We start from the raw sequence: 17,205 nt of genomic DNA, 5'->3' as shown, positions 1-17,205 counted from the left end.
GAGGTGTTCCATGGGCAATGAACTGAAACAGCTGCTGGTCCACGCCGATGCCTCGCCGCAATTCGCGCAACGCCTTGAATTTGCCTGCCGGCTTGCCGCGCAGCATGGCGCCGGCATCACGGCGCTGTATGCATCGCCTTCGGCCTCGGAGGCGCTTCCCGTCGCCTCCGGCATCGGCGTCGGCCTGGCCGTGAGGCGGGAGAACGTGCAGGACACCGAACTGGCGCGGGCACGTTCGGTGTTCGAGCAGCTCAGGCCCGCGGGGTTGTCGGCCACCTGGGCTGAAGTTCATGAATTTCCGCTGGTGTCGGCCTTTGCCGAACAGGCGCTTTATGCCGACTTGCTGGTGCTGGGCCAGCACGGCCCGGGCGAGGGCTGGTCCACACTGATGCCGGCGGATTTTCCGGAGGCCGTGATCGCCCTGAGCGGGCGGCCGGCACTGGTGCTGCCCTACACGTCGGCAAAACCGGGTTTGCCGGGCAATGTGGTGATCGCCTGGAAGCCCACCCGCGGAGCCGCACGCGCGGTGACCGCGGCCCTGCCCATCCTGCGCAACGCAAACTCGGTGCATATCCTGAGCTGGGGCGTTGATGCCGTGGCGGCTACGGGCGCAGGTCCGAATATCGTCTCTTACCTGAAGATCCACGGTGTCCAGGCCAGCTGGCACCGGGAAAATGTGGAAGGCGCGGAACCCGGGAACCTGGGCGACCTGCTGCTGTCGCGCGCGTTCGATCTGCAGGCGGACTTGCTGGTGATGGGCTGCTATGGCCGCGCCCGCGCCTATGAATGGGTATTGGGCGGCGCATCCCGGACCGTCCTCAAAAGCATGACGCTGCCGGTTTTGATGGCGCATTAAGCGGGCGCGCTGGTCGGTACAGGCTCGGAAATTTCCGAGTCTGGATCGGAGCGCCGGTGCCGGCGAACCAGCCTTATCCGAGCCGGCCTTTCAGCAAAAGACGATGTCCCTGCCGCGCCGCCTGCGCGACAGTAGAGGCATGCAACACACCGCTTCACCCACCCGGGTCTTTCTGGCCGACGACTCCGCGCTGAGCCGCCGCAGCGTTGCCGAAATGCTTACCGCCCGGGGCGTGGTGGTCGCGGGCCAGGCCGATACGCCGGAGTCTGCGGTCTCGGGCATCCTGGCGACGCAGCCCGATGTGGTGGTGCTTGACGTGCAATTCGAGAAGGGCACGGGCATGCAGGTGCTGCAGTCCATCCTCAAAACCACGCAAGACATTCCTTTCATCATCCTCAGCAACCATGCCGAGGCCGCCTACCGTGCGCGCTACCTGGCTGCGGGTGCTGCCTGCTTCCTCGATAAACACGCCGAGTTTTACCAACTCGGGGACACCGTGGCAATGCTTGCGCAGCCGCGGCGTGTGGATCAATCCGTTTCTTCCTCCCAATCCAAGGAGTCATCATGCCTGTAGCCTGTTCATCCACCAGCGGCACTTCATCCGTCGGCGGCATTTCTTCCGCCGCCATCCTGCCGCTGAAGACTCCCTGCTCGAACTGCAATCTGCGCGACCTTTGCCTGCCCTGCGGCATGAAGCCCGCCGATGTGGGGGGACTGGACGATCTCCACTTCAGCCGGATCAAGGTCAAGGCGGGGCAGACGCTCTACCATGAGGGCCAGGCTTTCCGCAACATTTATGCGGTGCGCATCGGCACCTTCAAATCCAGCCTCACGCTCGCGGACGGCCGTGAGCAGGTCAGCGGCTTCCAGATGGCCGGTGAGCTGATGGGCCTGGACGGTATTGCCAACGGCGCGTATGCCAGCAACTCCACCGCGCTCGAAGACACTGAAGTCTGCACCATTCCCTACGACCAGATCAGCGGCCTGGCCGCGACCAGTGCCGACATGCAGCAGGCCGTCGGCCGGCTGATGAGCCGGGAGATCGTCAAGGAACACAGCCTGATGATGCTGCTGGGCAGCATGAACGCCGAAGAGCGGCTGGCCGCCTTCCTGCTTAACCTGTCGCAGCGGCTCAAGTTACGCGGCTACTCGGCCAGCGAGTTTCACCTGCGCATGTCGCGTGCCGAAATCGGCAGCTACCTGGGCATGAAACTGGAGACCGTGAGCCGCACCTTTTCCGCTTTCCAGCAACAGGGCATCCTTGAAGTCGACAAGCGCCACATCCGCATCCTTGACCATGCGGCCCTCAAACAGGTCTTCGACACGCGCGTCCACTGACAACCTGTTTACGGCTTAAACGGGCCCGGCCATCCCTTGCGAGGTCGGATTGCCGGAAAAATCCGTCCATTGCCGCCCCTCGAAGTCGTAAAGCTTGCAGCGGCGCGCCGTGTCGAAGTACCAGTGCCATGAAAAGGGCTGTACAACGATGTGGCCGGGTAGCCTGGCCTCCAGGACGGCCTGGGCCTGCTTGAGGCGGTACAGCGGCACGCCCATGTCGACGTGGTGGGCGGTGTGCTCCATGATGTGGTGCAGCGCCGCGCCGAAAAACGAGTTGAAGGTCAGGTGCACGGTGGTGGAGACAAAGGGGTTTGCGTCGGACCAGCTCTTTTTGTTGTCGTACCAGGCGATCTGGGTGTGCGTGTGGTGCACGTAGACCACAAAGCCTATAAGGCCGTTCCACACCAGCAGCGGCAGGAAAAAGCCGACAGCCAAAAGCCAGAGTGCCGACTGGCCGGTAGACCATGCCGTGACCACAAGGCCCGCGACCCAGGCAGCGGCAGCGGCGGTGACCAGCAAGCTGTCCGCGACAAAAATGCCGCGCCGTGTGGGCATCACGGCTTTGGACGGGAAGTAAAGCCGCTTCCACCAGATTTCCACGAGGTAATAGAGCCAGGGCGTCCAGCCGCTGCGGTAGACGCGCTCCAGCCATCGCTTCCAGGCGGGCAGGCGTTCATAGGCCTCAAGAGTTGCGGGCTGCCAGACGAAATCAAAGCCGCTGAGGTTGGTGTAGCCGTGATGCACGATGTTGTGCCCGACGTCCCACAGGCTGTAGGGTGTGAGCGAGGGCAGAAAAAGCAGGCGGCCCAGCCAGCGGTTGAGTTTGCGGTGTGAGGTGAAGCTCTGGTGGCACGCATCGTGGCCGAGGATAAACAGCCTGGCGATCATGAACCCCGCCAGCAGGGCCATGAGCACCTGGAGGGCGGGGTGGTCCGCGAGCACCGCCCCGGCCATGCATGCAGCGAACAGGGCAAGGTCCATCAGGGCCAGCGCCAATGCAAGGCCGGTGTTTTTGGTCGAGACGGGAAGAAGCCAGGAACGCAGGACTTTTCGGTGCGGAAGAACAGTAGCTTGGRTTACTTGGATTGCTTGTGACAGGGACATGAGATGAAGGGTTGGCAGCCGGGGCCGTCCACCCAGGGCAATGGGGAAGCCGCCAGCTTACGGCGTGCCCTTCGCGGCGATTTGACGCAGGTCAAGAACAGGGCAGACGCGTCCGGCGGCCCCACCTTGCGCCCTCGTTGATCCACATCAACGCAGCCGGGGCGGAGGGGCGGCACAGTGGAGGCCTCACATTCCCTAAACATTCCATGCCCGCTGTATTACCCCAGGCCCTTCGACGGTTCGACATCACCGGGCCGCGCTACACCTCCTTTCCCACAGCGGACCGTTTTGTCGAGGCCTTTACCGCCGTCGACCATAGCCGCGCGCTGGACGACAGACGCGTGCGGGCCGAGACATCGGCGGCGCCGCTGTCGCTGTATGTGCACATCCCGTTTTGCGAATCGCTGTGCTACTACTGCGCCTGCAACAAGATCATCACCAAGCAGCACAGCCGCGCCACCGCCTACCTGGGCTATCTTGAGCGCGAAGTGGCCCTGTACACGGCGCGACTGGGGCAGGGGCAGCCCGTTAGCCAGCTGCATCTGGGCGGGGGCACGCCGACTTTTTTGTCCGACGCGGAACTCGCACGGCTCATGGACATGCTCAGAGGCAACTTCGACATCGCGGCCAGTGCGGAAATGGCCATCGAGGTAGACCCACGCACTGTGGACAACACGCGCCTGGCCGCGCTGGCCGCCCTGGGCTTTAACCGACTGAGCTTCGGCGTCCAGGATTTTGACCCCGATGTGCAAAAAGCCGTGCACCGCGTCCAGCCCGCCGAACAGGTGTTCGCGCTGGTCGCGCAGGCGCGCGCGCTCGGGTTTGAATCCATCAATGTGGACCTGATCTACGGCTTGCCGCGGCAGACACAGACGTCCTTCGCGCGCACCATACGCCGGGTCGAGGAGCTCAGGCCGGACCGCATTGCCCTCTATGCCTATGCCCATTTGCCGGAGCGCTTCAAGCCGCAGCGGCACATCCCAACGGCGCTGCTGCCCGCGGCCGAGGACAAGGCCGCCATGCTGGCCGAGGCCATGCAGCGTTTGCAGGGCGCGGGTTACCGCTACATCGGCATGGACCACTTCGCGCTTGAGAACGACGCGCTGGCCGTGGCCAGCCGCGAGGGCCGGTTGCACCGCAACTTCCAGGGCTATAGCACCCAGCCCGACCGCGACCTGGTGGGTCTGGGCGTGTCGGCCATAGGCGCGGTCGGCGCCACCTACAGCCAGAATGCCAAGGACCTGGAGGAATACTGCGACCTGCTGGATCAGGGGCGCTTCCCGGTTACGCGCGGCCTGGCGCTAAGCCGGGACGACCTGGCGCGCCGCGCGGTGATCATGGCCATCATGTGCCAAGGCCGGGTCTGGTTCGAGTCGATAGAACTCGCCTGGATGCTGGACTTCAAGGCCTACTTCGCGCCCGAGCTCGAACGCCTGCGCGAACTGGAGCACGCCGGCTTGGTCGTGCTGTCTGACACCGGCATCGAAGTGACGCCCGAGGGGCGCTTCGTGCTGCGCGCGGTGGCCATGGTGTTCGACCGCTACCTGCAGTCCGACCTCAACCGCAGCCGGTTTTCGCGCATTATTTGATTGCGGCGCCGCCCATGTCTTACGCACTCGCCATGACGGCCTTGCTGATGGGGCTGGCCGGCGGACCGCATTGCGCCGTGATGTGCGGCGCTGCCTGTGGCGGTCTCCGGCGCGTGGGCCCGCAGCGGCAGGCACATTCACCGCTGGTCTTTCAGGCCGGGCGGCTTGTAGGCTATTCCGCCGCGGGCGCGGCGGCAGCCGTGGCGGTGCAAAGTTTTGCCTGGATTACGGAGCAGGCCGCCGTGGTCAAGCCGCTCTGGGTGCTGTTTCACCTGGCCGTGCTGGGCTGGGGCCTGATGCTGGTGGTGAAGGCCAGCCAGCCGGCCTGGGCCGACCGCGCGGGCCGCTCCGCGTGGTCCAGGGTGGGTGCCGTGGCCGCATCGCGCGGCGGCATGTTCTCGGTGGGCGCGTTGTGGGCCTTTATGCCCTGCAGCCTGCTTTATTCGGCGCTGCTGGTGGCGTCGCTCAGCGGCGGACCGCTGCAAGGTGCGCTGGCTATGGCGGCTTTTGCGGTAGGTAGCGGCGTCTCCCTGTTGCTGGCGCCGCAACTACTGGCTGGGCTTCGGCGCGCTGGCAATAGGCTGGGCGGGCAACTTGGCGTGCGCCTGGCTGGCGGGGTGTTGGTGCTTGCCGCCGTGCTCGGTTTGTGGGGCGACATGATGCACCGCATCGCGCAGTGGTGCGGGCTCGGCTGAGGCCATGCGGCGCCCGGCCTGTGTTCACCGGTGGCATCCGCCGCGGTGGCGATGGCATGCAGCGCTAAAAAAGAGCGTCACGGCGTGTTTGCTATCAATTTAATAGCTGTTTGCGCTCATCCGATAAGGGTTGATGGCTTTTTTCCTCAAGGGTGGCCTGACCCTCGCGCCCCGCCGCCTTCCAGCGTGATGAACACGTGGCGGTCGCTGACCGCATGATGGCCACGCGCGCGTCTTGCGCCTGCCGCGGCGCTGAGGGCCAGCGCCGCGAAGCCGCGGGCCGCCAAAAAGGCCAGGAAGGCCGTGCCGCTCAGGGGCCGGGCGAGCAAGGCACTGACGAAGCCCGGGCGACAAGGCTCCCAGTGCAGACTCACGCCCTGCGCGGTTCCTGCGGATTCAACCACTGCGTTCTTGTTGGTGCCAAGGCGCACGCGCTGGCCGGCTTCGATGAAATGATCCCCGGGATCGTTGTGGAGCGTCAGCCAGAGCCGGCCGTGCAGCACCGTCAGTTCGCCGCCGCGCCGCGGCAAACGCAGCGCTTGGCCGGGCACCAGGCGCCGGATGCCGCTGAGCGATACGGCGTCGTTTGATTTCGCATTCATCATCAGCCTCTTTGGATGTGGCAACCGCAGTCATAGCCCGGCAAGGGCGTGCAGCGCGGGGTTGTCGATCTGGCCGGCAAGCAGCTTCGCCGCCGCCGCGCTCGCACCGTCGCCGAGCGCCGCGCGGTGCAGGCAGGCGCGCACCGTCAGTTCGCGCATGCCGCTGCGCGCAGCGAGGTCCTGCATTTCGTTGATCCAGGCCGAGGCCTGGGGCATGGCTTGTGCCACAGCGACATCACACAGCGCGTCGAGGGCATATGCCTTGGCCCACAGGTAGGCATCAGGAAGGCGTATGCAGCGCGTCAATGCGTCAGCGAGTATTTCGACGGCGCGCTGCGGTTCCCCGCGCGCCATCGCCACGCGCCCCAGGCCTCGGCCGGCAATGCCTTCCCAGCATGGGTCGCTGAGCTGGCAGCCGAGCGCGAAGGCATGCTCGTAGCGGTTCGCGGCCGCATCCACGTCGCCGCGCAGCAGGTCGATCTCGGCCCGCAGCGATTGYGGCCACGGCACAAAGGCGGTCCAGCCTTGCCGGGCCAGTGCCACCGAGCGGTCCAGGGCGTCGGCGGCGGCCTCGGGTTCACCGTGCAGCAGCAGCGCGCGGCCCAGCATGGACAGCGCGTAGGCAAGTTGCCGGCTGTCGCCGACGCTAGCAGCCAGCACCTCTGCTTCGCGTAGCTGGCTGATGGCGGCTGTGTAATGCGCAGTGTCACTGAGCGCAGCGCCCTGCACGGTGGCAATGCGCGCTTGCTCCGCGTGGTCGCCGGCTGCCATCGGCGTCGCGCGTTGCAGCCAGGCCAGCGTGCGTTCATAGCGGCCGCGCAGGAATTCGACGTAGCCGAGCTCGCGGCACGCGGCGGCGGCGAGTGCCGGCGAAGCCTCGTGGCCGACCTCCAGTGCTTCGTGAAGCGCCGTAGCGCCCTCTTCGTCGCGTCCGCGGGCGGCATGCACCAGCGCGCCGCCCAGGGCCACACGCGTGCGCGCGCGCAGCGCCGCGTCGCCGGTGGCATCGGCTTCCACGATCGCGCGGCGCAGGCATTGCAGGCCGGCATCGAGCGCGCCGGCGCTGATCGCCGCCTCCCCGGCTTCCAGCTGTGCCAGCGCCGCGGCGCGCCCGGTGGCGGGCCGCGCGGTGGGCGCTGCGGTGAGCGTGCGCAGGGCGGCGTCCAGCGTGGCGCCGGGTTGCACGCCGAGTTCGCGCTGGAACAATTCACGGCAGGCTGCGGCCTGGCGCGCGGCGCCCACGCCGTCACCCGCGGCCGCGAGGCTGCGCACCAGCAAAGCCTGGTAGTTCTCGTCAAGCGGGTTGTGCCGTACCAGTCGGCCGGCCAGCGCGGCTGCTTCTGTCATGGCGCCCGCGGCCATGCGAGCCAGTGCGGCTTCGCGCAGCACGGCTTCGGCGGCGGCCTGCAGATGGCGGCGCTCCGTGGCAAGCCAGACCTCGAAGGCCGGGCTGCCGGAAAAATTCATGCCTTCCAGCAACTCGTGATCCAGGCCGGGCACATACAGGGCTTGCGCCCAGCTACCCGACAGTACGGCGCTGAGGTCGACGTAGGTGGCAGGCTCCAGTGAAAGCGCCAGCAGATCGCCGCGCAAATCTGCGGTGCCGAGCAGGCGCCGCAGCTCGCTAAGGTTCCAGCGCAGGGCGGCCAGCGGATCTTCGGCATCCTCGAACAGCAGCTGCGCCAGGTGCTTGCGGCTGACCGGCGCATCGCTGCGGACCAGGTAGGCGAGCAGGCCCCAGACTTTGTGCCCGCGTGGCGCCGGCACGGGCTGGCCTCCGCGCTCCGCCCGCGGCGGGCCGAGCAGGTGGATGGCCAGCCCCAAAGGCGGCGCGTCGTTCGGGGCTGGCGAGTTCACCGGCTGCCTCAGGCTTCGGCGGTGGTGGGGTCTATGGTGGTGGTGACTCGCGAGACGGTGTCCGCCGGAAAGCCACCCCTGCGCGCGTGTTCCTTCACGAGTTCCTCGCTGGCCGCGTTGTAGATGCAGTACATCTTGCCGCCCGTCACATAGCTTTGCACCCACTGCACATCAGGCCCCAGTTCCTGCAGCACACCGCAGGATTTCTGGGAGATGGATTGCAGCTCGGCGGGCTTCAGGGCCCCGAGTCCGGGGATGGCACGTTCGATCACGAATTTGGGCATAACAGGCTCCGTTAAGTTAGTGGAGACCCGAAGATAGGCAGTGTACGTGTGAGCCGGCGTGTGAGAAAGACGCCCGGATCGAATCAATAAGGGGAATGGCGCGGTGTCGGCCTATCCGATTTGTACCCGTTTTCTTACAAATCGGCCGGAGCGGATGCGTTGTTCGTGGATAGCATCGGAGTGTGTGCCCCCTGACCGGCTGCTGCAACATCCCCCACTTTCAAAAAAAACATGATGAATCGCTCCCCTTTGCTCCTTTTGCCACACCGAGTTCTGCGCGGAGCTGCTATTGCGGCTGCCGGGCTGTGCGCGGCCCTGCCGGCCTTTGCCGGCGGCAACACTGAGCCGCTCACCGACATCCTTTCTTCGCCGGGCAGTGTCGGGCTGGGCCTCGTGACCCGGATCGAGCGTTCGCCCTACAAGGATGCCGGCACGCGCTACGACCTGTTGCCGCTTTACCTGTATGAGGGCGAACGGCTTTTCCTGCATGCCAACCGGGGCGGCATCAAGCTGCTCAACGGCACCGAGCGGCGCCTGGACCTTTTTGTGGAGCAGCGCCTGGAGGGCTTTCCGACCGAGCGCCTGCCCGCCAGTCTGGCCGGCATGTCGCCGCGCGACTCGGGCCTGGACCTGGGCCTAGCCTACCGCTGGCGCCAGCCCTGGGGCACGTTGCAGGCCGAGCTGGTGCATGACATCAGCAACACGTACAAGGGCAACGAGTTCCGTCTGGGCTACACCTACGACTGGCGCTCGGGCCCCTGGATGTTGCGCCCCAATGTGACCGTGGGGGTGCGCGACGCCAGGCTCAACAACTATTACTACGGAGTGCAGGCCAGTGAGGCAACGGCCGGGCGGCCTGCTTATGCGCCGGGCTCGGGCGTGCAGACCTCGATTGGCCTGTACGGCTCCTATGACCTCACCGAGCGCTGGCGTCTGCTGGCCGGTGTGTCGGCCACCCTGCTGGACAACAAGACCAAGAACAGCCCCATCGTGCAAAAGAGCGTGCTGCCCGCCGTGTATGTCGGTGCGGCCTATGACTTCGGCGGCCACAAGCGCGAGTGGGCAGAAGACGGCTCACCCACCTACTTCAAGCTGCTGTACGGCAAGTCAACCGAAGACGGCTGCCACCTGGCCAAGATCATCACGGCGCAGTGCCTGTCGACGGCGAAGGTCAATTCGACCCGCATTACCGGCATTCAGGTGGGCAAGCCCTTCCTGAACAACGTGAACGGCTGGCCGCTCGACTTCATCGGCTACGTGGGCCTCACGCACCACGATGAGCGGGGCCTGCAGGCCAATGGCGTGCAACTGGACCTGTTCATGAAGGCCGTTTACTCGGGCTTCCCGTGGAGCGACCGGGTCAAGACGCGGCTGGGATTGGGCGTGGGCGTCTCCATGGCGCAGCGGGCGCCCTACATCGAGTCGTCCAGCCTGGCGGCAAACGGCAAGTCGGCCTCGCGCATGCTCAATTACCTGGACCCGACCATTGACGTGAGCCTGGGCGACCTGATCGGCTACCGGCCGCTCAAGGACACCTTTATAGGCTTTGGTGTGTCGCACCGCTCGGGCATTTTTGGTTCGTCGCGCCTGCTGGGCAACGTCAACGGCGGCTCCAACTACATTTACACCTACGTTGAAACCGCGCTTTGAGTCGTTTTGCTATTGATTTAATAGCTGCTTGCGCAATACCATAATGGCTTTCGGCCTGATTTGAATGAAAATCAGGCGTAGACTGCCCGGACCGGCACAGCCGGCTGGTTCTGCACATTGCTGGTGGCAATCACGCCGCCACCCAGGCAGACATCGCCCTGGTAGAGCACAGCCGACTGGCCCGGCGTCACCGCCCACTGGGCATCGGCAAACACCAGTTCGCAGGCCGCACCGTTAGCGCTGCGCAATTCGCAGGGCGCGTCGGCCTGCCGGTAGCGTGTTTTGGCCGCCATGACACCGGGCGTCGGTGCATGTCCCGCCACCCAGCTGCAGTCCTGCGCCTGGAGCACGGTGGATTGCAGCCAGGGGTGATCATGGCCCTGAACCACCCACAGCGTGTTCGTTTCAAGGTCCTTGCGTGCCACAAACCAGGGTTCGTGCTCGCCCACGCCGCGTAACCCGCGTGCCTGCACGGCCTTGAGCTCGGCCCCTTTGGCCTTCACGCCGCCTATGCCCAGGCCCTGGCGCTGCCCCAGCGTGTAGAAAGACAGGCCCACATGCTCACCGAGCACGCGGCCCTTGTCGTTCTTGATGGGGCCGGGCTCTTTGGCAATGTAGCGATTCAAAAATTCGCGGAAAGGCCGCTCGCCGATAAAGCAGATGCCCGTGGAGTCTTTTTTCTTCGCGTTGGGCAGGCCGATCTCGTCGGCAATGCGCCGGACTTCGGTCTTGCGCAGCTCACCCACAGGGAACAGCGTTTTGGAGAGCTGTGACTGGTTCAGCCGGTGCAAAAAATAGCTTTGATCTTTGGCCGGGTCCAGGCCCTTGAGCAGTTCGTGCAGGCCGGTGGCTTCATTGCGACGCACCCGCGCATAGTGGCCGGTCGCGATTTTTTCGGCGCCCAGGCGCATGGCATGGTCCAGAAATGCCTTGAACTTGATTTCGGCGTTGCACAGGATGTCGGGGTTGGGCGTACGGCCAGCCTGGTATTCGCGCAGGAACTCGGCGAAGACGCGGTCCTTGTAGTCGGCTGCGAAGTTGACGTGCTCGATCTCGATGCCGATCACGTCGGCCACGGCGGCGGCGTCGACAAAATCGATGTTGGACGAGCAGAACTCGCTGTCGTCGTCATCTTCCCAGTTCTTCATGAAGATGCCGATAACCTCGTGCCCCTGCTGCTTGAGCAGGTGCGCCGTCACGGCGGAGTCCACGCCTCCGCTCAGGCCAACAACGATCCGTTGCCGCTTGCCGTCGTGGCTGTGTGTGTTGATTTGCGGGTTGCCCATGGCTCTATTGTAAAAAGATGAAAGCGTTTGCGCCTGTCCGGGCTTTCCGGCCCTGCTGGCCGTGCGGCCGGCGGCACAATGGAACTCCCTTTCTTGCAGGAGCTGCCACTTTGCAACGACGTCAATTTCTTTCCCGCACCGGGCAGGCCGTCACGGCCGCCGGCATCGCCACCGGGTTGCCATGGCTTTCGTCACTGGCCCAGGCTGCGGGCCTCAAACCCGTGGGCAAGGCCCAAGCCTTCGATTACGCGATGCTCAAGGGCCAGGCGCGCGACCTGGCCGCCAAACCCTACCGGCCCCGGCCTGCGGCCTTGCCGGCCGGTATTTCGGACTTGAACTGGGACCAGCACCAGGCCATCCGCTTTAGGGACGACCATGCCTTGTGGGGCGATGACAAGCTGCGCTTCGTGGCCAAATTTTTTCACCTCGGCCTATTCTTCAAGACGCCGGTGCGCATGCATGAAGTGAGCAATGGCCAGGCACAGGAACTGGCCTATGACCCGGCCATGTTTGATTACGGAAAAAGCGGCGTGCGGGGCGACAAATTGCCCGTCGATCTCGGTTTTGCCGGCTTCCGGCTGAACTTCCACACCGATCCGGTGCGTGACGTGGCGGCCTTCCTTGGCGCAAGCTACTTTCGCGCGGTGGGAGGCGAATGGCAGTATGGCCAGTCGGCACGGGGCCTGGCCATCGACACGGCGCAAACTTTCCCGGAAGAGTTTCCGGATTTCATCGGCTACTGGCTCGAAAAGCCGGACCCGAAAGCGGCTTCACTGACCGTCTACGCCCTGCTGGACTCGCCGAGTGTCAGCGGCGCCTACCGCTTTGTGATCACGCCGGGCGACACGCAGGTCATGGACCTGGACGTGGCGCTGTATCCGCGCAAAACCATTGACCGCATGGGCATCGCGCCGTGCACCAGCATGTTCCAGACCGGCGAAAACGACAAACGCATGGGCTGGGACTGGCGCGGCGAAATCCACGACACCGACGGCCTGGCCATGCACAGCGGCACGGGCGAATGGCTGTGGCGTCCACTGACCAATCCGGCGCAATTGCAGTTCAACGCCTTCCAGGACGAGAACCCGCGCGGTTTTGGCCTGATGCAGCGCGATCGCAACTTTGACCACTACCAGGACGACGGCGTGTTCTATGAAAAACGCCCGAGCCTGTGGGTTGAGCCCAAGGCGGGCTGGGGTGCGGGCGCGATACAGCTGGTGGAAATTCCGACCGCGGACGAAACCTTTGACAACATCGTGGCCTTCTGGAACCCCAGGGACAAGCCGCAGGCAGGGCAGGAGTTGCTGTTTTCCTACCGGCTGCACTGGGGGGGCGAACCGCCCGCCGCGCAAGGGCCGCTGGCGCGCTGTGTGGCCACACGTACCGGCCTCGGCGGCGTGGTCGGGCAAAAGCGCACCGCCTACACGCGGCGTTTTGCCGTCGATTTTGCGGGCGGCGACTTTGCCTTGCTGAACCGCGGGGCCCAGGTCAAAGCCGTGATCACCGCTTCGCGCGGCACGATTGAATTGACGTCGGCCCGGCCGCTGGACGCCATCAAGGGGTGGCGTGCCATGTTCGACCTGCGCCCCGATGGCGACAGCACGGCACCCATCAACCTGCGCATGCATTTGCAGGTCGACGGCCAGTCATTGACGGAGACCTGGTTGTACCAGTGGACGCCGCCGCCGGTGGCGCAACGAATTCTTTATTGAGGATTGCGCTGGCTGTCAGCGGGAAAGCGGGGTCCCGTTGGCGCTGCCAAATCATCCACGGCAGCGGTGCTTCCTACTTCTGGTTCAGCGGTGCATGCACGCTGGCATCCGTGGTCACCAGATCAAGCGGGAAGCGCCTGCCTGCCAGGTAATCTTCCATGCAGGTCAACAAGAGAGGGCTTCGGTGCATGTGAGCGCTTGCTCTTATTTCGTCGGCCGTCAGCCAGACCGTGCGCACAATGCCCTCATCCAGCGCCTGGCCTGCCACGTGCTCGCCCAGTTCGCCGCAGAACGCAAAGCGCAGGTAGGTGATGTCTTCGGATTCTTCCTGCCCGATGAGGGCCCGCTCAAAGCGGGAGAGATAGACACCCACAATGGCGGTGGGCGTGAAATGGAAGGCGGTTTCTTCCAGTGTTTCGCGCACGCAACCCTCAAAGGGACTTTCACCGGGATCCAGGTGGCCGGCGGGGTTGTTGAGCTTCAGGCCGTCCCGCGTTTCCTCTTCGACCAGCAGGAACCTGGAGACACCGCCCGTCTTTTTTTCAATCACCGCAGCGACCGTGACGCTGGGTTTCCATCGTTTAATCATGCGCCGGATTATCCGTGGCCTTGATGACCGGGGTCCTGACCGGCCGGCCAGGTGTGTTTGCTAGCCGAAAATCCGGCAGCGAAACTCTCGCGCAAATGTGCCACAAGGCATTGCACCGCCTTGGGCACTTGCTGCGACCAGGGCCTGAGGGCGTAAATGCGCTCGCCGAAAAATCCCTGCACCTGCCACTCGGGCAGCACCTGCACAAGCGGCGACGGCGATGGCACCGCGCTGCCACCCGCAGGTGCGCTGAAATCCGGCAGCAGGCCGATGCCCAGGCCCGCCACCAGCGCTTCGCGCAGCACTTCGCTGTTGTTGGCCTTCAGTGTGCCCGTGATGTTCACGCCAACTTGCTCGCGGGATTTGCGCTTGCCGCTGCGCACGAAGGTCCAGCTGGCGGTGTTGTGGTTGCCCAGGTAAAGCAGGCAATCGTGCGCGGCCAGGTCTGACGGCTGCGCAGGCACGCCGCGGCGCGCCAGGTAGTCGGGGCTGGCCAGCAGGATGGAGCGCGTTTCGCACAACACCCAGGCCACATGGGTGTCGGGCGGCGCATTCGTGTGTCGTATCGCCAGGTCGAAGCCTTCATTGGCAAGGTTGACAAAGCGGTCGGTGAGTTCCAGTTCGATATGGATCTCGGGATAGCGCTTGAGGAAGGCCGCAACGCAGGGCGCCAGGTGCTGACGCCCGAGCGCGACAGGTGCTGTCACGCGGATCAGCCCGCGCGGGGTTTCCACCAGGTCCTTCACGGCGGAATAGCTCTCGCTGATGCGGTTAAACGCCGGCTGCATGTCGTTCACCAATTGCTGGCCAGCCTCCGTCAGGCCTACGGAGCGCGTGGTGCGTCGCACCAGCGTCACGCCGGCGGCGCGCTCCAGCTCACTGATGCGCATGCTGGCCGAGGCCTTGGACATCCCGAGGCGGCGCGCCGCTTCGGTAAAGCTGCGTGTAGCCGCCAGGATGGTCAGCAGGTGAAGATCGGCGACAAGGGGCGATAGCTGGTCGGAAGACATGGAGGTCGAGAGGTCTATTGTTCAAAAATATGAACAATGTAATCACAAAACGGGGCATTATCAATTCGGCTGCGCAGCCCTAGACTGCGGTGAACCCCCAACGGCCAGTCCGGTGCCGCCACCTTTCAAGGATTGCAAAATGTCTTTATCCCCTGCTRCCTCCGCTTCACAAGCCACCATCGGCCACTACCTGAATGGCCGTGTGGCCGCGCCGTCTTCCGGGCGTAGCCAGGAAGTCTTCAACCCTGCAACGGGCGCGGTGTCGGGTTATGTCGCGCTTGCCAGCGGAACGGAGGTCGATGCGGCCGTGGCGTCAGCCCAGGCCGCCTTTCCCGCCTGGGCCGACACGCCGCCACTGCGCCGCGCGCGCGTGCTGTTCAAGTTCCTGGAACTGCTCAACCTGAACAAGGACAAGCTGGCCCACATGATCACCGCCGAGCACGGCAAGGTGTTCACCGACGCCCAAGGCGAGGTCTCGCGCGGCATCGACATTGTTGAATTCGCCTGCGGCATTCCGCAGCTGCTCAAGGGCGACTTCACCGACCAGGTTTCCACCGGCATCGACAACTGGACGCTGCGCCAGCCGCTGGGTGTGGTGGCCGGCATCACGCCCTTCAATTTCCCGGTGATGGTGCCGATGTGGATGTTCCCGGTGGCGATTGCCGCCGGCAACTGCTTTGTGCTCAAGCCCAGTCCCATCGACCCCAGCCCCAGCCTTTTCATGGCCGACCTGCTCAAGCAAGCCGGCTTGCCCGACGGCGTCTTCAACGTGGTGCAGGGCGATAAAGAGGCGGTCGACGCCCTGCTGGTGCACCCGGACGTGAAGGCCGTGTCCTTTGTTGGCTCCACACCGATCGCGAACTACATCTACGAAACCGGCGCACGCCACGGCAAGCGCGTGCAGGCACTGGGCGGCGCGAAGAACCACATGGTGGTCATGCCCGACGCCGACCTSGAGCAGGCGGTGGACGCAYTGATCGGCGCGGGCTACGGCTCGGCCGGYGARCGCTGCATGGCGATCTCTGTGGCTGTGCTGGTGGGCAATGTGGCCGAAAAACTCATTCCCATGCTGGAAGCGCGCGCCAAAACACTGGTGATCAAAAACGGTGTGGAGCTTGACGCTGAAATGGGCCCCATCGTCACATCGGCCGCGCACCAGCGCATTACCGGCTACATCGAGACGGGCGTGAAAGAAGGCGCCAAGCTGCTGGTGGACGGCCGCACCTTCACGGGCGCCAAGGCCGGCCCGGGCTGCGGCAAGGGCTTCTGGATGGGTGGCACGCTGTTTGACCATGTCACGCCCGACATGCGCATCTATAAAGAAGAGATTTTTGGCCCGGTGCTGGGCTGCGTGCACGTGAAGGACTTCGCCGAAGCGGTGAACCTGATCAATGCCCATGAATTCGGCAACGGCGTGAGCTGCTTCACCCGGGACGGCCACGTGGCCCGCGAATTCAGCCGCCGCATCCAGGTCGGCATGGTCGGCATCAACGTGCCGATCCCGGTGCCCATGGCCTGGCATGGCTTTGGTGGCTGGAAAAAAAGCCTCTTCGGCGACATGCACGCCTATGGCGAAGAGGGCGTACGTTTCTATACCAAACAAAAGTCCATCATGCAGCGCTGGCCAGAGAGCATCGGCAAGGGCGCCGAATTCGTGATGCCGACAGCCAAATAGAAATAGCACGCCAGCCATCAAGGCAAACCGGCCCCAACCGCCATGTATTGGCAGGCGGGGCTTTTTTTATTGCGTGGCTTGACTCGGGTCAAAAACTGTAGACTGCCCTGACAAAAAATTGCAGAAATCTCATGTAAGCTTCATGACAGGTACAAAAGCGGATACGCAGATAAAGACACCGAGACAGATCGCGCGCAAGCCCGCCTGCGGGCTGACGTCAATCAAACCAACACCAACGTACTGAGGAGAGACCCATGCTCATTGGGGTACCCGCCGAAATCACGGCCGGAGAAACACGCGTCGCCATCACGCCCGAAACGGCCAAAAAGCTCAAGGCACAAGGGCATACCGTCCGTGTGCAGTCCGGCGCCGGGGTGGCTGCCAGCGTTCCCGATGAGGCCTACACGGCGGTCGGCGCAGAGATCACCGACGCGGCGGGCGCTTATGGCGCTGATATCGTGCTCAAGGTCCGCTGCCCGCTGGACAGTGAAATGGGCCTGGCCAAAGCCGGCGGTGTGCTGGTCGGCATGCTCAATCCTTTTGATGCCACCGGGCTGCAGCGCCTGGCTGCGGCCAAGCTGACGTCCTTCGCGCTGGAGGCCGCGCCGCGCACCAGCCGCGCGCAAAGCATGGACGTGCTGTCTTCGCAAGCCAACATCGCCGGCTACAAGGCCGTGATGATGGCCGCTGCCGAATACCAGCGCTTCTTCCCCATGCTCATGACGGCGGCCGGCACGGTCAAGGCCGCCCGCGTGGTGATCCTGGGCGTCGGCGTAGCCGGCCTGCAGGCCATCGCCACCGCCAAGCGCCTTGGCGCCGTCATTGAAGCCAGCGACGTGCGCCCGAGCGTCAAAGAGCAGGTCGAATCGTTGGGCGGTAAATTCATCGATGTGCCCTACGAGACTGACGAAGAACGCGAAGCCGCGGTCGGTGTGGGCGGCTATGCCAAGCCCATGCC

Annotated in this window: 16 protein-coding genes; 9 read left to right on the top strand and 7 right to left on the bottom strand. The window is 64.5% G+C overall.

The window, feature by feature from the left end; genetic code table 11:
• The first annotated feature begins 10 nt into the window (after window positions 1-10).
• The 3 genes from AC1DWI_RS00820 to AC1DWI_RS00810 all read left to right on the top strand — a co-directional run bounded on the left by AC1DWI_RS00820 (window position 11) and on the right by AC1DWI_RS00810 (window position 2,194).
• A complete protein-coding gene (locus tag AC1DWI_RS00820; RefSeq protein WP_477668798.1) occupies window positions 11-856 on the top strand; it encodes a universal stress protein in 846 nt (281 codons plus the stop codon).
• Between the two features lie 139 nt (window positions 857-995).
• Window positions 996-1,430: a response regulator gene (locus tag AC1DWI_RS00815; RefSeq protein WP_477668797.1), complete on the top strand. Its 435-nt coding sequence runs from the start codon at window positions 996-998 to the stop codon at window positions 1,428-1,430.
• Window positions 1,421-2,194, top strand: coding sequence for a helix-turn-helix domain-containing protein (locus AC1DWI_RS00810; RefSeq protein WP_477668796.1), 774 nt, complete (start codon window positions 1,421-1,423; stop codon window positions 2,192-2,194). Before AC1DWI_RS00815 ends, AC1DWI_RS00810 begins: the two co-directional genes overlap by 10 nt.
• Window positions 2,195-2,209: 15 nt before the next feature.
• Here the strand turns inward: AC1DWI_RS00810 and AC1DWI_RS00805 are convergent, their stop codons facing one another.
• The gene (locus AC1DWI_RS00805) at window positions 2,210-3,298 is read right to left on the bottom strand and encodes a fatty acid desaturase (protein ID WP_477724252.1); all 1,089 of its coding nucleotides are present in this window, start codon (window positions 3,296-3,298) and stop codon (window positions 2,210-2,212) included.
• 206 nt (window positions 3,299-3,504) lie between these two features.
• On the opposite strand from AC1DWI_RS00805, the gene hemN reads away from it, so the two are divergent.
• Both hemN and AC1DWI_RS00795 read left to right on the top strand, forming a co-directional pair.
• Window positions 3,505-4,887 carry an oxygen-independent coproporphyrinogen III oxidase gene (gene hemN / locus AC1DWI_RS00800; RefSeq protein ID WP_477668794.1) on the top strand — a complete coding sequence of 461 codons (1,383 nt, stop codon included), beginning with the start codon at window positions 3,505-3,507 and terminating at the stop codon, window positions 4,885-4,887.
• A 14-nt stretch (window positions 4,888-4,901) separates the two neighbouring features.
• Window positions 4,902-5,582 (top strand): sulfite exporter TauE/SafE family protein, encoded by a 681-nt coding sequence (locus tag AC1DWI_RS00795; RefSeq protein WP_477668793.1) that lies wholly within the window; start codon window positions 4,902-4,904, stop codon window positions 5,580-5,582.
• 146 nt (window positions 5,583-5,728) lie between these two features.
• On the opposite strand, the gene AC1DWI_RS00790 is transcribed toward AC1DWI_RS00795, so the two are convergent.
• Genes AC1DWI_RS00790 through AC1DWI_RS00780 form a run of 3 tightly spaced genes read right to left on the bottom strand, consistent with a single transcriptional unit; the run spans window position 5,729 to window position 8,325 of the window.
• Complete coding sequence (locus tag AC1DWI_RS00790; protein WP_477668792.1) at window positions 5,729-6,184, bottom strand: DUF2917 domain-containing protein; 456 nt, start codon at window positions 6,182-6,184, stop codon at window positions 5,729-5,731.
• A gap of 30 nt (window positions 6,185-6,214) precedes the next feature.
• Window positions 6,215-8,041 carry an AfsR/SARP family transcriptional regulator gene (locus tag AC1DWI_RS00785; protein ID WP_477668791.1) on the bottom strand — a complete coding sequence of 609 codons (1,827 nt, stop codon included), beginning with the start codon at window positions 8,039-8,041 and terminating at the stop codon, window positions 6,215-6,217.
• Between the two features lie 8 nt (window positions 8,042-8,049).
• Window positions 8,050-8,325, bottom strand: coding sequence for a DUF4242 domain-containing protein (locus AC1DWI_RS00780; protein ID WP_477668790.1), 276 nt, complete (start codon window positions 8,323-8,325; stop codon window positions 8,050-8,052).
• Between the two features lie 234 nt (window positions 8,326-8,559).
• Here AC1DWI_RS00780 and AC1DWI_RS00775 point away from each other — a divergent pair, with 234 nt between their 5' ends.
• Window positions 8,560-9,975: a MipA/OmpV family protein gene (locus AC1DWI_RS00775; RefSeq protein WP_477668789.1), complete on the top strand. Its 1,416-nt coding sequence runs from the start codon at window positions 8,560-8,562 to the stop codon at window positions 9,973-9,975.
• Between the two features lie 71 nt (window positions 9,976-10,046).
• On the opposite strand, the gene mnmA is transcribed toward AC1DWI_RS00775, so the two are convergent.
• Window positions 10,047-11,261 (bottom strand): tRNA 2-thiouridine(34) synthase MnmA, encoded by a 1,215-nt coding sequence (gene mnmA / locus AC1DWI_RS00770; RefSeq protein WP_477668788.1) that lies wholly within the window; start codon window positions 11,259-11,261, stop codon window positions 10,047-10,049.
• Window positions 11,262-11,371: 110 nt separating this feature from the next.
• Here mnmA and AC1DWI_RS00765 point away from each other — a divergent pair, with 110 nt between their 5' ends.
• Entirely contained in the window at window positions 11,372-12,973 is a 1,602-nt protein-coding gene (locus tag AC1DWI_RS00765; RefSeq protein ID WP_477668787.1) for an OpgD/OpgG family glucan biosynthesis protein, read from the top strand.
• 73 nt (window positions 12,974-13,046) lie between these two features.
• Here the strand turns inward: AC1DWI_RS00765 and AC1DWI_RS00760 are convergent, their stop codons facing one another.
• Together AC1DWI_RS00760 and AC1DWI_RS00755 are read right to left on the bottom strand one after the other, a co-directional pair.
• On the bottom strand, window positions 13,047-13,562 hold the full coding sequence (locus AC1DWI_RS00760; protein ID WP_477668786.1) for an NUDIX hydrolase: 516 nt from the start codon (window positions 13,560-13,562) through the stop codon (window positions 13,047-13,049).
• Window positions 13,563-13,570: 8 nt separating this feature from the next.
• Complete coding sequence (locus AC1DWI_RS00755; protein ID WP_457281504.1) at window positions 13,571-14,572, bottom strand: LysR family transcriptional regulator; 1,002 nt, start codon at window positions 14,570-14,572, stop codon at window positions 13,571-13,573.
• 139 nt (window positions 14,573-14,711) lie between these two features.
• Between AC1DWI_RS00755 and AC1DWI_RS00750 the strand changes: the two genes are divergently transcribed.
• Window positions 14,712-16,247 carry a CoA-acylating methylmalonate-semialdehyde dehydrogenase gene (locus AC1DWI_RS00750; RefSeq protein ID WP_477724251.1) on the top strand — a complete coding sequence of 512 codons (1,536 nt, stop codon included), beginning with the start codon at window positions 14,712-14,714 and terminating at the stop codon, window positions 16,245-16,247.
• 254 nt (window positions 16,248-16,501) lie between these two features.
• Window positions 16,502-17,205 (top strand): Rossmann-fold NAD(P)-binding domain-containing protein (locus AC1DWI_RS00745; protein WP_477724250.1); only part of this gene is annotated, 704 nt, incomplete at its 3' end.

The sequence above is a fragment of the Polaromonas sp. P3_C2 genome (genome assembly GCF_056402675.1).
Note: the sequence above shows the minus strand (reverse complement) of the source record. Positions and strands in the feature narration are given on the sequence as shown.

Excerpts from the sequence above, each read along its gene's own strand:
- AC1DWI_RS00820 (WP_477668798.1), top strand. The coding sequence starts at position 11 with ATGGGCAATGAACTGAAACAGCTGCTGGTCCACGCCGATGCCTCGCCG.
- AC1DWI_RS00815 (WP_477668797.1), top strand. The coding sequence starts at position 996 with ATGCAACACACCGCTTCACCCACCCGGGTCTTTCTGGCCGACGACTCC.
- AC1DWI_RS00810 (WP_477668796.1), top strand. The coding sequence starts at position 1,421 with ATGCCTGTAGCCTGTTCATCCACCAGCGGCACTTCATCCGTCGGCGGC.
- hemN (WP_477668794.1), top strand. The coding sequence starts at position 3,505 with ATGCCCGCTGTATTACCCCAGGCCCTTCGACGGTTCGACATCACCGGG.
- AC1DWI_RS00795 (WP_477668793.1), top strand. The coding sequence starts at position 4,902 with ATGTCTTACGCACTCGCCATGACGGCCTTGCTGATGGGGCTGGCCGGC.
- AC1DWI_RS00790 (WP_477668792.1), bottom strand. The coding sequence starts at position 6,184 with ATGAATGCGAAATCAAACGACGCCGTATCGCTCAGCGGCATCCGGCGC.
- AC1DWI_RS00780 (WP_477668790.1), bottom strand. The coding sequence starts at position 8,325 with ATGCCCAAATTCGTGATCGAACGTGCCATCCCCGGACTCGGGGCCCTG.
- AC1DWI_RS00775 (WP_477668789.1), top strand. The coding sequence starts at position 8,560 with ATGAATCGCTCCCCTTTGCTCCTTTTGCCACACCGAGTTCTGCGCGGA.
- mnmA (WP_477668788.1), bottom strand. The coding sequence starts at position 11,261 with ATGGGCAACCCGCAAATCAACACACACAGCCACGACGGCAAGCGGCAA.
- AC1DWI_RS00760 (WP_477668786.1), bottom strand. The coding sequence starts at position 13,562 with ATGATTAAACGATGGAAACCCAGCGTCACGGTCGCTGCGGTGATTGAA.
- AC1DWI_RS00755 (WP_457281504.1), bottom strand. The coding sequence starts at position 14,572 with ATGTCTTCCGACCAGCTATCGCCCCTTGTCGCCGATCTTCACCTGCTG.